Origin of the sequence: Niallia laureatilytica (assembly GCF_046613985.1) — a bacterium.
GTDB lineage: Bacteria > Bacillota > Bacilli > Bacillales > Cytobacillaceae > Niallia.
The window spans coordinates 1-13,187 of the sequence record NZ_JBKKHP010000004.1 but is presented as its reverse complement, the minus strand read 5'-3'; the positions used below and the strand labels follow the sequence as shown (position 1 = coordinate 13,187).

General features: G+C 38.1%; 10 protein-coding genes and 1 other annotated feature. Of the genes, 3 read left to right on the top strand and 7 right to left on the bottom strand.

From position 1 onward, the window contains the following. Positions 1-19: 19 nt before the first annotated feature. Together ACLIJJ_RS11710 and ACLIJJ_RS11705 are read right to left on the bottom strand one after the other, a co-directional pair. Positions 20-835 (bottom strand): Cof-type HAD-IIB family hydrolase, encoded by an 816-nt coding sequence (locus tag ACLIJJ_RS11710; protein ID WP_411410918.1) that lies wholly within the window; start codon positions 833-835, stop codon positions 20-22. Between the two features lie 597 nt (positions 836-1,432). Then, complete coding sequence (locus ACLIJJ_RS11705) at positions 1,433-1,888, bottom strand: VOC family protein (RefSeq protein WP_411410917.1); 456 nt, start codon at positions 1,886-1,888, stop codon at positions 1,433-1,435. 328 nt (positions 1,889-2,216) lie between these two features. Here ACLIJJ_RS11705 and ACLIJJ_RS11700 point away from each other — a divergent pair, with 328 nt between their 5' ends. Beyond that, the gene (locus tag ACLIJJ_RS11700) at positions 2,217-2,411 is read left to right on the top strand and encodes a CsbD family protein (protein ID WP_237941251.1); all 195 of its coding nucleotides are present in this window, start codon (positions 2,217-2,219) and stop codon (positions 2,409-2,411) included. Between the two features lie 192 nt (positions 2,412-2,603). Beyond that, positions 2,604-2,883 (top strand) — a binding site (T-box leader). Between the two features lie 62 nt (positions 2,884-2,945). Next, on the top strand, positions 2,946-4,157 hold the full coding sequence (locus tag ACLIJJ_RS11695) for an MFS transporter (RefSeq protein WP_411410916.1): 1,212 nt from the start codon (positions 2,946-2,948) through the stop codon (positions 4,155-4,157). Positions 4,158-4,287: 130 nt separating this feature from the next. Here ACLIJJ_RS11695 and ACLIJJ_RS11690 read toward each other — a convergent pair whose 3' ends face one another. Then, a complete protein-coding gene (locus tag ACLIJJ_RS11690) occupies positions 4,288-4,968 on the bottom strand; it encodes a TetR family transcriptional regulator (RefSeq protein ID WP_233314770.1) in 681 nt (226 codons plus the stop codon). A 203-nt stretch (positions 4,969-5,171) separates the two neighbouring features. Here ACLIJJ_RS11690 and ACLIJJ_RS11685 point away from each other — a divergent pair, with 203 nt between their 5' ends. Next, positions 5,172-6,530: an MATE family efflux transporter gene (locus ACLIJJ_RS11685; protein ID WP_233314232.1), complete on the top strand. Its 1,359-nt coding sequence runs from the start codon at positions 5,172-5,174 to the stop codon at positions 6,528-6,530. A 671-nt stretch (positions 6,531-7,201) separates the two neighbouring features. Here ACLIJJ_RS11685 and mutL read toward each other — a convergent pair. The 4 genes from mutL to ACLIJJ_RS11665 all read right to left on the bottom strand — a co-directional run bounded on the left by mutL (position 7,202) and on the right by ACLIJJ_RS11665 (position 13,113). Continuing rightward, on the bottom strand, positions 7,202-9,103 hold the full coding sequence (gene mutL, locus ACLIJJ_RS11680) for a DNA mismatch repair endonuclease MutL (RefSeq protein WP_411410915.1): 1,902 nt from the start codon (positions 9,101-9,103) through the stop codon (positions 7,202-7,204). Between the two features lie 27 nt (positions 9,104-9,130). Next, on the bottom strand, positions 9,131-11,746 hold the full coding sequence (mutS, locus tag ACLIJJ_RS11675; RefSeq protein WP_411410914.1) for a DNA mismatch repair protein MutS: 2,616 nt from the start codon (positions 11,744-11,746) through the stop codon (positions 9,131-9,133). Positions 11,747-11,924: 178 nt separating this feature from the next. Then, positions 11,925-12,473 (bottom strand): outer spore coat protein CotE, encoded by a 549-nt coding sequence (locus ACLIJJ_RS11670; protein WP_233314235.1) that lies wholly within the window; start codon positions 12,471-12,473, stop codon positions 11,925-11,927. 190 nt (positions 12,474-12,663) lie between these two features. After that, on the bottom strand, positions 12,664-13,113 hold the full coding sequence (locus ACLIJJ_RS11665) for a GNAT family N-acetyltransferase (protein ID WP_233314236.1): 450 nt from the start codon (positions 13,111-13,113) through the stop codon (positions 12,664-12,666). Positions 13,114-13,187 lie beyond the last annotated feature (74 nt).

The window sequence follows — 13,187 nt, the reverse complement described above, 5'->3', positions numbered from 1 at the left end:
TATAGTGTCGATACAATATTTATGATGTAAATGGCCCTTGCTTAGCGAAGTATTGATCTATGATATCCAATACCCCATTATTATTATTAGATGGCGCTAAATATTTTGCTATATGTTTTACCTCAGCGCTTCCGTTTTCCATAGCAAACCCATACTCTACATGCTTTAACATTTCCATATCATTTCCACCATCACCAAAAGCCATCGTTTCATTGTCTTTTATATTCCACTTTTCTTGTAACAATTGAATTCCAGAGGCTTTATGAAAAGCAGGCACAATTAAGTCAATGCTTCCATGCCCACTAGAAACAGGTGATACTAAATTCCCAATGCTACTATGAAGCAAGTCTCTTAACGGAAGCGTCTCATCCTCTGGACAAGATAAGACAAATTTTAAAATTTGATCATTTACATTATCAAAACTTGGAATCCTCTTCAAGCGGTGATAATACTTATTCATCGTATTAAAAAACGTATCAGAAACCTCTTCTAGAACATAGGCACTTTCTTTGCCACATAACACAGTTGTAAATTTATTATGTGACCCCAATTCTTCTAGGATTACCTTCACGTGGCTTTTTGGAATGTCAACAGAGAATACTTCTTCACCTTGATCGACTATAAAAGCACCATTTTCAGAAACATAACTAATTTCATCTTGTATATCATCAAAAAATGATTTCAACTGGTAATATTGATTTCCACTTGCAACAACAAATCGTATTCCTAGCTCTTTCATCTTTTTATATTGCTTAAAAAATCGCTCTTTATCATATTCCATTTGATTATTTAGAAAAGTACCATCCATATCAACTGCTATGAGCTTAATAGTCATACTTTGACCTCCAGTAGTTTTATCCTTCCACCATTAAAGTACGGGTCCTTGTAGAAGTTAAATCTCTCTATTAAGAACAAAACTTATTAAACATGTTTAATAAGTTTTGTTCTTAATATACCATATCTTTTCAGATGAGGGTAATAATCATTTTAAATTCCTATTTTCTATTCGCTCAAACATTCTTCTACTCCACCAATATCATAGATTCACTTCATCAATTATTTAATGGAGTGAACAAGAACACATACAATCTTATACGTCTTTTAGTACAAGTTAATAATGCTATTTGCTCCTTATTGGAGATTATATACAAAAAGTTTCTGACCAATTAAACGAAGATGCTTTATGTCTGGCTATTTGCGAATTTGAGAAATAAATTTCTCCTCAATCTTCAAAAAAATACGTAGCAATAACTAAGTGAAAATTAAGTATTGCTGCGTATTTCATTATTAAAAGCGAGGTATTCATTCATAAATCGTTTATCCTACTAACTTTCTGTTTATATCTATTAGAATTATTCCACATCTTCTCAATTTATTATTCAATCTCAGCTTTAATCTCTGTTATTAGATTCGACTATTAAAAAAGGATAATTTATTTGAATTTATACCATTCTTCTAATGTCATCATTTTAAACTCTTCTTCATAATCCAATCTTAACGGAGAAATCAATTCAATACTATTTCCATCTGGATCTTTAAAATAGATTGCGGCATGTGCTTGTGGATTATTTGGTAATACTAATGGCTGTTTTTCAGGTGGAAAGCCAAAATTTGTTGAGACATCTATGTTTCTTTCTTTTAACCATTCTTTAATATCCTGCATATTATCTCTATCAATTTGGAAAGCAATATGCCTTAAAGAAGGATGGTAAGGTGTATTTACCATATCTGTTTCCCATAATCCTAACCAGCTTCTTCCCTTCTCAATCCAAAAAAATGCTAATTTTTCTTTTTGATAGGCTATTTCTAAGTCAAATTTTTTATAAAACTCAATAGATGTTATTAAATTACTGACAGGTAAATGTGCTTCATATATTCCTTTAATCATGATTAGTCCTCCCATATATTGCACTATATGAATAAAAGAATTCTTCACCAATTAGATAAAAACCTTCTTGGACAATCCTGCCCGATTTGTTCCTTATCCATTTATTTTAAATCTATTCTATGAAAGCTACTACTATTGTACCAGAGCGGTAAAACTATCTTTCATCGCCTTATTAGAATGCATCAATATTTTAATATAAGTTATACATAGTAAGAAATTCTATGTAAACTACCCGTTATAGCTCATTCGATTATAGTAACGTTTAACAAAAATATGAACTGGGTACTAAATAATATAACTAAAAAGTACTAAAAAGGAGTGCATAATCATGGCAGAAAATAAACAAAGTATAGCAGATAAAGTAAAAAGTGGTGTATCTAAAGTTAAAGGGGAAGCGAAGGATCAGATAGGTAACGCGAAAGGCGATAAGAGTATGCAAGCTGATGGTAAAAAAGATAAAGTCAAAGGTAAATTACAGGAAACAACAGGTAAATTAAAAGAAGATGACGACAGTAAGTATTAATACCAATTTTGGCTGCCCTTTGGCAGCTATTTTTATGCCAAACTCTCCGCAGAATCTCCAATAAGTTTTTACCGCTAGCTATCCAGCACGGTTTGTTACTAGAAATACTCTTTCCTTATTCAAACAAAAAAATTTCCATTGTTTTCAAGAATTGCTTTTTTTATACTGTTAATTAATGTATAATCTCCATTAATAAATGCATTGAAGAGAAGAGTAAGTGTGCAAAAGCATAACAGAGAACTCCAGTTGCTGGAAATGGAGGATGTAATGGTACACTGAAACAAGCCTTAGAGCAGCATATAGGATATTTCGTTCTGATATTGATTATGTGCCGGTTTTCTCCCGTTAAAGAGAATAGTATAAACATTCCATTTAATGGCTGTGTTGTACTTGAAAGGTTTCTATGGTAACACAGAAATAAACTGGGGTGGTACCACGAACTTCTAAACTTGTAAGGAGTCTCGTCCCCAAGGATATTATCCTTGGAGGTGAGATTTTTTTTATTTATTAATCTTATATTTAGGAGTTACTGAAATGAAATGGAAAAACCCGAGTTTACTGTTATTTGGTATTGGAATTTCTAATATAGGTGCATGGGTTTATTTAATCGCTTTAAACTTAATTATTTTAAATATGACGAAGTCACCGTTAGCCGTATCAATACTATATATACTTCTACCTCTTGCCACCTTAGTTACAAATTTTTGGTCTGGAACTGTCATTGACCGCTTTAACAAAAGGAATCTAATGATTATTTTAGACTTAATTAGAGCCATATTAATTTTCACCTTGCCTTTTGTAGATTCTCTTTTTCTGATTTATGTGGCAGTCTTTATGATTAATATAGCCAGTTCAATCTTTGAACCTACTTCAATGGTTTACATGACAAAGTTAATTCCTAAAACAAGTAGGCAGAAATTTAATGCAATGAGAAACTTCATCCATTCATGCGGATTTATAATCGGGCCATCTGTTGCTGGGTTCCTTTTTATTGTTGGGTCACCTTACCTAGCTATATTTGCGAATTCCTTTGCATTAGCCTTATCAGCAATCGTCATTTTGCTACTTCCAAATGTGGAGATAAAGAATGAGGAAATCATAATTCAGCGGATTAATATAACATTAATCTTAAATGACTGGAAAAATATCATTAATTTCAGTAGAAAAAATATTTATGTGACGCTAGTTTATGTTCTATTTAGTATGATTACAGTGTTTATGACTGCCTTAGATTCCTTAGAAGCAGCTTTTGCCACAGAAGTATTAGCGCTATCTGAAAGCAAATATGGATTTCTAGTCAGTATTGCAGGAGTTGGGATTATTGGTGGTTCACTAGTAAATGCGTTATTTGCCAACAAATTGAATCTAAACATTCTAATTGGACTTGGTGCCATCTTTACCCCTATTGGCTACATAATCTTTGCTTTTTCACCTAATTTCATATGGGCATCTATTGGGTTCTTTACATTAACTTTTTTCTTATCATTCGCCAATATAGGATTTTTAACTTTCTATCAAAACAATGTACCCGTAGATATTATGGGAAGATTCTCTAGTATCTTAAGGATTTTCGAAGCTGGTTTAATCCTATTATTTACGATAACAATCGGCTTATTTGCTGAAATATTTGAACTTCGTGGTGTATATATAATAGGATCCTTCAGTTTTTTAGTATTGGGGATCATCATACATTTTATTGTAACTGTGAAGTCAAAAAGACATTATTATGAACGAGTGTTAGATTAATAACAACAAAGTTTAAGACAAAGCAAGTCCTTGTCTTAGACAGAAAAGAACAAGGCTATTCTTCTCCCCCATAAATGGTAAACCTAACTAAACCCGCCCATCGTGATAACTGATGAGCGGGTTTTGCCTATTATTTTTCCTGTTCCTTTATTACTTGCTCAATTCCCAATATTATCACCTTCACGCCGAACTCAAAAGCTCCGTCGGTTCCCATCAACTCGAACAGCCCGCCAGTGAACATTCTCTTAAACAATCCAGCGTCTGTTTCGCTCATACTGTCCAGAAGTTGTATCAGCTCATCACCTGGAAGTGTTTCCTGTTCCTTAAGGGCAACGGAAACATTCCGCTCATGCTGATAATCATCTAGGACAAAGTAAAAAACATAGTTTACAAGCGTCGTAACGACTTGCATTTTCTGCCCTTGCTCAAGTGGCGTCGATTCAACACAGAGCAGCATGCGGTTAGTGAAGCGAATGATATCCGGTTCATGGGGCAGTGTCATCATCATCATCTGTGTGGAACATGGATATCTGCTGAGCACGCTCCGTGTTGTTACCGCAAGTGCTGTCAGTTGCTCCTTCCAGTCTCCATCGGAGTGGAACTCTTCCATAATTACCTTCGATACATGGTTTGCTAGCCGTTGATAGAGTTTCTGCTTGCTTTTAAAATACCAATACAGTGATGGAGCCTGTATCCCAAGCCGGTTGGCCAAGCGTCTCATACTAAATTTTTCTATCCCATCCTCTCCAAGAAGCTCCCACGACGTTTCTATAATTTTATCCTCTGAAATCTGAGGCTGCTGCTTTTTCATCATTATCCACCCTTTTATCTAACAGTGTAAGTTTATGCTTTACAGGTTCATAAAAGGATGATATCATCTAACACTGTAAGAGGCAACCTTACACTGTTAGATAGAAACCCTACTAAAACGCGTTTATTAAATTGTTGGATAAAAGTTGTCATTGTATAGTATTTAAATTTTTTTATTAATTATAAAGAAAGTAGTGATTAAACATGGATGCAGAAAACCTCTATTATTTTGAAAAAGCACCTGTCGCAAAAGCTGTAGCTCACTTTGCAGTACCAATGATGATTGGTTCATCAATGAATGTTATATATTCCCTTCTTAATGCTTATTTCCTTGGAACACTCCATAATACTGCCATGTTAACTGCACTCGCATTAACATTGCCGTTATTCGCAATCATAATGGCATTTGGCAATTTAGTGGGCATGGGCAGCGGTACATTTATTTCCCGTTTGCTAGGAGAGAAAAAATATAATGATGTCTTGCATGTGTCTTCATTTGCCTTTTACAGCAGTTTAATTCTCGGTCTTATTATGATAGTCGTAGGTCTTCCGTTGATTGATTCAATTGTTCATGGCTTGGGAGCAATGTCAGACTCCTTTATATTCACAAAAGAATATGTAACAGTTATGATTATTGGTTCCCCATTCGTTATATTGTTTTTCACACTGGAGAATATCGTACGCTCAGAGGGTGCAGCAATTACATCGATGATTGGGATGATTCTCAGTGTTGTTTTAAATATTATTCTTGATGCTTTAGTCATCTTCGTATTCCATTGGGACGTGATTGGTGTTGCAACTGCTACAGTTATTTCTAACTTGGCTGCGAGTGCCTATTTCGCCTACCATATAGGAAAAAAGAGCCCATTTTTAACGATCTCTTTAAAATGGTTTAAAGCCTCCAAAGAGATTTTGAGCAATGTAAGTAAAGTTGGAATTCCAATCTTTATCATGAGCATCTTTTTAGGTGCAATGTCGCTTATCTTTAACCATTTTCTTGTCGATTACGGGGAACAGGCTGTAGCGGCATACGGAATTTCATCTCGTTTATTGCAATTTCCTGAGTTTATTGTAATGGGCTTATGTGAAGGAGTCGTGCCATTAATTGCCTTCGCTTTCACAGCAAATAAATTACGTATGAAAACTACGATTGGATTTACGATTAAAGCAATTGTGACATTAGCAGTCGTGTTCGGCATCGCCGTTTACTTTGTATCCGACCACTTAATCGGTTTATTTACAACTGACCCGCAATTAATTGAAATGGGCAGCTATATTTTACATGTAACGTTTCTATCCTTGTTCATTACAGGAATGACCACACTATTTACAGGCATCTTCCAAGCAACAGCACAAGGAACTGCCGCATTTATTATGTCCATTATTCAAGGAATTACGCTGATTCCTGTATTGTTTATTGCCAATCATTTATATGGATTTGAAGGGGTCGTTTGGTCGATTGTCATTGCAGATGCCGTCGCATTTCTTGTTGGTGCCTTTATGCTGTATGTTCTGCGTAATAAATTGCAGCCGGAATTGGATAGTTTAGTAGAAAACATATAACCAAAGTAATCTCATTAACAGCTGTATTCAAAAGAAGAATCTATATAGATTCTTCTTTGAGTTTATTTTTACTATCTGTACTGGAATATGACCGGAAAATTACTGAAGTAACTGCATTAAAGATAACTAAATTTAATGGAGCACGCTATGCTAAAAGTCCCGATAGATTTGAAGAAGATAAGTGATGAATAAAGAAGGATGAAAATGAAGGTTATTAAGCTCATCAATTTTTTTGCTAATCTGAAGAATAACACACAGAAATTAATATCTTATTACTCACATTAAGATTATTTCTAATAAATAGTAAAGAAAGCTATAACTGGCTTTCCTTTTTAAAGATATCCCCTTATAAAAAAGAAATATAAACCCCTACTTACAGCAAGGTTTAGCCATCACTTGATAACGAAGTCCCGGCCAACTCCGCCTGAGTATTTTCCCTTAAATCAATAGGATATGTAATTGCAAAAAGCCCCTCTAATTAGGGGCTTTTAACATACTAAGTAAAAAAAAGACCTTACCCGTAAAGTTTACATAAGAATAAGGTCTGCAATAATACTTGAACTTAATCAGCAATATTTATTATATAGTAAAAAATTCCTAATTCCAAGTAAAAAGACCTATAAATAGAATTTTACTAAAGGCTTTTTTAAAATATTTAACAAGGGGTTCTCCTACATCACCCTCTTAAACATCTTCTCCATCTCATAAGAAGAATAATGAACAATAATCGGCCTGCCATGTGGGCAAGTGAAAGGATCTGATGTGTGGCGGAGCTCTTCAAGCAAACTTTCAATCTCGTCATTGCGGAGATGGCGGTTTGCTTTGATGGAGCCTTTGCAGCTCATCATGATGGCTGCTTCTTCCCGGAGCAGCTTGATGTCGACTTTTTTCATGGCAAGGACTTGTTCGATCATTTCTTCAATTGTTTCTATTTCTTCGTCCTTTGGAAACCATTGCGGATGGGAGCGGACGAGATAGCTTTGCTGGCCGAATGGCTCGAGGAAGACGCCGACTTTTTCTAGTTCTGCTTTGTTTTCCTCTATCTTCATCCATTCATCTAATGAGTATTCCAATGTAAGTGGAATCAGCAGCTCTTGCAGCTCGTTATGAACTTCACCGACTTTTTCGCGGTAAAATTCGTATTTGATGCGCTCTTGGGCGGCATGCTGGTCGATAATGTACAAGCCTCTTTCGTTTTGAGCGAAAATATAGGTGCCATGCATTTGCCCAATTGGGTATAATGGCGGAACGCGGTTTTCCGCTGCCACATCTTCGAGCACTTCCTCTTCCCACGTGTCTTCGCTGGTATCCACTACTGGTTCTGGAACATTTGGAAAAGCAGTTTCTTCTGTGTATAGTGGCTCCTCAACCGGAGGCTCTTTCATTGAAAACAGTTCTGGCCGCTCTGCATTTTGGAGCGGAGCTGTGTCTACTGGTGCATAATCAATGCTTGTATTGGAGAAAGCAAATGGCTGTGCCTGCTGTTTCGGCATTTCCTGACGATTTTCCCTGGCTTGGTCAAAGGAGAACGCTGTTTGCTCGTCCTTCGGTGCTTTCGCTTTTTCACGGATAAAGCCGGCTGGAATTAATTCCTTCTTTTTGAACGCTGCTTTAATACTCTCACTCACCAGTTCATTGAGCTCTTGCTCCTTGCTGAAGCGAACCTCCATTTTAGATGGATGGACGTTAACATCGACTAGCATCGGATCCATTTCCACATTCAAAAGAACGATTGGAAATCGGCCAATTGGCAGCAATGTATGATAGCCTTCTTGAATACTGCGCACAAGGGAGTAGTTCTTAATAAACCTGCCGTTAATCATCGTTGAAATATAATTGCGGGAGGCTCTCGTTATTTCAGGGAGCGCCATAAAGCCTGAAAGGGTAAAGTCCAGTGACTTTCCTGTTATCGGAATCATCTTTTTCGCTATATTTAACCCATAAATACTTGCCAAAACTTGCCTAACATCGCCGTTTCCGTTCGTATGAAGCAGCTTCCTGTCATTATGAACAAGGCGGAAGCTGATCTCAGGGTGCGATAATGCAAGCCTGTTAACGATATCTGTGATATTGCCAAGCTCTGTATGAATGGATTTCATGTATTTCAAACGTGCCGGTGTATTAAAGAATAGATTAGAAACAGTGATTTCCGTGCCTTTTCGTCCTGGAGCGCTCTCTTGCTTCTTAAGATGACCGCCTTCAAGCTCGACCATTGTACCTTTTTCTCCAGTTGATGTTGTCAGTACTACATGGGAGACAGAAGCGATACTTGGCAAAGCCTCGCCTCTGAAACCTAATGTGCGGATGCGGAAAAGATCGTTTTCATCCTTAATTTTACTTGTAGCATGACGGGAGAAGGCAGTCAGCACATCCTCTTCCTCAATGCCTGCGCCATTATCGAGAATGCGGATGCTTTGCAGGCCTGCTTCCTCGATAAAGATTTCGATATTGGTGCTGTTTGCATCAATGCTGTTCTCTACTAATTCTTTAACAACAGAGGCTGGCCTTTCGACTACTTCTCCTGCAGCGATTTTATTGGAAAGTGCATCATCGAGTTGAAATATCTTTGCCACTGTCTTCACCTCTTCTTTTATGTGAACTTAATCGTTTTTTATCTTTTTATGCAGTTCATATAATGTGTTTAATGCCTGCATTGGTGTCATATCTAAAATATCGAGTGATTTGATTTTCTGAAGAATTTGTTTTTCCTTTCCTGCCAATTTAGCAGCAGGTTTTTGGTTTTGCATTTCATCAAAGAATGACAGCTGGGCATCTCCATTACTCTCAACTGCTGGAGTTTCCTCCTTCACAATCACTTGTGCAGCAGGTTGCTTGCCATCTTCTTTCTGCTCAAGTGACAACAGAAGTTCCTGTGCCCTGTCAATCAGCTCTGGCGGAAGCTCTGCCAATTGTGCGACATGAATTCCGTAGCTCTTGTCTGCCGCTCCTTCTTTAATCTTATGAAGGAAGACGACTTTGCCGTTTTGCTCCATGGCACTTACATGAACATTGCTTAGGCGGGCAAGCTCTTGATCGAGCACTGTGAGCTCATGATAATGGGTAGAGAATAATGTTTTCGCACCGACTATATCATGAATATGCTCAATTATTGCTTGAGCAAGGGCCATGCCATCATAGGTGCTTGTCCCCCTGCCAATTTCATCAAATAAAATCAAACTGTCCTTTGTTGCATGCAGCAAGGCATTGCGAGCTTCTAGCATTTCTACCATAAAGGTACTTTGTCCAGAAATCAAATCATCTGCTGCCCCGATTCTAGTGAAAACTTGGTCAAAGATTGGCAATGTCGCTTCCTCTGCCGGGACAAAGCAGCCGATTTGTGCAAGAATGCTAGTTAAAGCCACTTGCCTCATATACGTGCTTTTACCAGACATATTCGGACCTGTAATGAGCAGCAGCTCTCTGTCAGCATCCATTAAACAGCCATTAGCCACATAGCTTTGTGAATTCATCACCTTCTCGACAACAGGATGGCGTCCATTTTGAATGTGCAGCACTCTTTCAGAAGAAAAAGCAGGTTTCACATAACGGCGGTCTTCGCTGACGGTTGCGAAGCATTGGAGCACATCTAGTGCGCTGACGGTTTTCGCTAACATCTGCAGTCTTGGAATATAGTCTTTCACCGTTTCACGGATGATTGTGAACAAGTCGTATTCCAGCTCTACTATTTTTTCTTCTGCCTGTAAAATCAGGCTCTCTTTTTCCTTCAGCTCTGGTGTTATATAACGTTCTGCATTTGCCAATGTTTGTTTTCGCTCGTATTGGCCTTCCTGCAGCAAATGCACATTTGCTCTCGTCACTTCTATATAGTAGCCAAACACACGGTTATAACCGATTTTTAACGACTTAATCCCTGTTTTTTCCCGCTCTTGCCGTTCTAGCTGGGCAATCCAGGTTTTACCGTTGCGGCTCGCATCTCTGTATTTGTCAAGCTCTTCATTATAACCATCAAGAATGATATTGCCTTCCTTGACAGATAGCGGCGGATTTTCCACAATCGCTGTTTCCAGCAAATCTGTAACCTCTTCACAAGGGTCCAGTTCACTTGCAAGCAAGTTTGCTTCATTAGTGCCGAATTGAGCGACAAGCTCTTGAATTGCCGGAATTTGCTGCAGCGATTTCTTCAACTGCACAAGATCCCGTGCATTCACATTCCCGAAAGCAACTCTTCCGGCAAGTCTTTCTAGGTCGTACACTTCCTTCAGCTTTTCGCGCAAGTCCATTCTTTCGAAATAATGGCTGATCATGACCTCTACCATGTTTTGTCTTTCAGCGATTTTATCTCTGTTCAAGAGCGGACGGTCAATCCATTGCTTTAAGAGCCTGCCTCCCATTGCTGTTTTCGTCTCATCCAACAGCCACAGCAAAGAGCCTTTTTTCCCTTTCGAGCGGATTGTTTCTGTCAGTTCAAGATTGCGTTTTGAGAAATAATCAATTTTCATAAAGTCATCAATCACATATACAGACACGGGCTGCAAGTGATCAAGGCTTCGTTTTTGTGTTCGGTAAAGATAAGCAAACAATCGGCTCACAGTAGATTGCAGTGCTTCATCATGGACTTCAGCCAACAACACACCATACTGCTCGAAAACAGCAGCATCGTTTTCATAGGACAAAGTTAAATGAGCACGCTCCTGCATGCGTTTTTTGCTGTCTTCTGGAAAATCTGGGCTGATGATGACCTCCTTTGCTCCTGACAAGGACAATTCATTTAAAGCTGTATCAAAACCCGTTGTTTTAGTCGCTTTACACTCACCTGTTGACAGATCACTATAGGCAAAACCATATGTATGGTTATCCAATACCGTGATTGTGGCAATATAGTTATTTTCCTTATCGGAAAGGTTTCGCCCTTCCATCATCGTTCCAGGTGTAATCAGCTGAACAACTTCCCTGCGGACAACTCCCTTTGCCTGCTTCGGGTCTTCTGTCTGCTCGCATATTGCCACCTTATAGCCGCGCTCAACGAGCTGCTCGATATAGTTCTTCGCTGAATGGTGGGGAACTCCGCACATTGGAATCCGTTCATTTCCCCCGCCTTCCCTGCTCGTCAGCGTGATTTCCAATTCTTGTGATGCTTTAATTGCATCATCAAAAAACATTTCGTAAAAATCGCCTAAACGGAAAAATAAAAAGGCATCCTGATAATCTGCCTTTACTTGTAAATATTGTTGTATCATGGGCGTGTACGTTGTCATAAAATCCTCCAAAAAGATGTTGCTCACATTAATTCAAATTTATTATTCTACCATTATAGCATATCGGGACACTTTGTTTCAGGTGGTTCCTTCTGCCAGAAAAAAAACAGTCTGCTTTAAGCAATTGCTTAAAGCAGACTGTTTTTTAAAAAATAAGAACTAGGAGAACCTCCTAGTTCTATTCTTCTTCTGAGCCTACAAGGAAATCAGGGTTCAAATCTTCAAACTCTTCATCCTCAACATCCAAGCCCCATACATCATCGCCATCATGTTCTTTATGCTCTGGGAACACTTCAACAACTACTTTTGTTTCCCCGATTACTTCCACTAAAAATTCTCTTTCCACATGAACGATGATTTTGTTGCCGTTTGGTGAGATAACTGCTTCAATGCAGTTCGGTTGCTGAAGCACACGTGCAATCACATCATGATCATCAAGGCAATCTGGATCACGATATTTTAATTTCACGATATCTGTATATTCAACCCGTTCAGTTACGACTTCTGTTTGTGTGTTGTCGTTATAGGAATACCAAACGTTGATATCGTAGTAACCGCTTATTTCTACTGTCTTGCCATTCTTTTCCGCTTCGTACGTATGGTTGATGATCCAGCACCCTAAAATGCTGGAAGGGCTGTTGTCTGGGCAGATCGTATGGTTGGATTTTGTAAATTTACGTCCTTTCGCAACGACTGCCTTTGTAATAATCTCTCTATATTCTCCCATTTTCGAGCGAAACCTCCTCATTCATTTTCATTTCATCCTATGCGGGATAGGAGACTAGTGTGCGATAATTTTTGAAGCTGATAAATTAAAGCTTAAGCCTAATTCATTGTATGAAAATGGAGGGCAAATGTGCCGAACAACAGGAGATTTTCTAGACGAACAACTTAATTTTCTTGCAAGTATGTTTTTGCTACAGTTCCAGCGAAAGCCGAATCATGTCTCTGCATATAATCCCGTTTTCAATGATTTCTTCCTCATAATCTTTAAAGAAATCAAAATCGATACCAACAATACGGAACCCGCATTTCTGATAAAATGCCAGCTGACCGATACTCGAGTTGCCTGTGCCAACGTCTATCTGCCTGAATCCTTGCTGTCTTGCCCAATTAATGGCATCATGCACAAGCAGCTTTCCGATACCGCGTCCTTGCATCGCTTCAGCGACTGCAATATTCACTAATTCCACAACTTTAGGTCGTGTTGGCAGAAGAACATATACACCTGCTATTGTGTTATTACTGTCTGCCACAAAACATTGTCCTCTGCTTAAATAATCATGGATATGACTAGAAGAAGGATCTGCAGACAGCAGCAGTGTTAACGGAGGTGTTTCATTTACTGACAGTTTACGTATATTCATCTCAAATCTCTCCTTTATCCATAAATAATTCTTTCTAAGCTTTAAAAAACCTTCCTAACAAAAAAAGCCTGATA

Excerpts from the sequence above, each read along its gene's own strand:
- ACLIJJ_RS11705 (WP_411410917.1), bottom strand. The coding sequence starts at position 1,888 with ATGATTAAAGGAATATATGAAGCACATTTACCTGTCAGTAATTTAATA.
- ACLIJJ_RS11685 (WP_233314232.1), top strand. The coding sequence starts at position 5,172 with ATGGATGCAGAAAACCTCTATTATTTTGAAAAAGCACCTGTCGCAAAA.
- ACLIJJ_RS11700 (WP_237941251.1), top strand. The coding sequence starts at position 2,217 with ATGGCAGAAAATAAACAAAGTATAGCAGATAAAGTAAAAAGTGGTGTA.
- ACLIJJ_RS11690 (WP_233314770.1), bottom strand. The coding sequence starts at position 4,968 with ATGAAAAAGCAGCAGCCTCAGATTTCAGAGGATAAAATTATAGAAACG.
- mutS (WP_411410914.1), bottom strand. The coding sequence starts at position 11,746 with ATGACAACGTACACGCCCATGATACAACAATATTTACAAGTAAAGGCA.
- ACLIJJ_RS11665 (WP_233314236.1), bottom strand. The coding sequence starts at position 13,113 with ATGAATATACGTAAACTGTCAGTAAATGAAACACCTCCGTTAACACTG.
- ACLIJJ_RS11710 (WP_411410918.1), bottom strand. The coding sequence starts at position 835 with ATGACTATTAAGCTCATAGCAGTTGATATGGATGGTACTTTTCTAAAT.
- ACLIJJ_RS11670 (WP_233314235.1), bottom strand. The coding sequence starts at position 12,473 with ATGGGAGAATATAGAGAGATTATTACAAAGGCAGTCGTTGCGAAAGGA.
- ACLIJJ_RS11695 (WP_411410916.1), top strand. The coding sequence starts at position 2,946 with ATGAAATGGAAAAACCCGAGTTTACTGTTATTTGGTATTGGAATTTCT.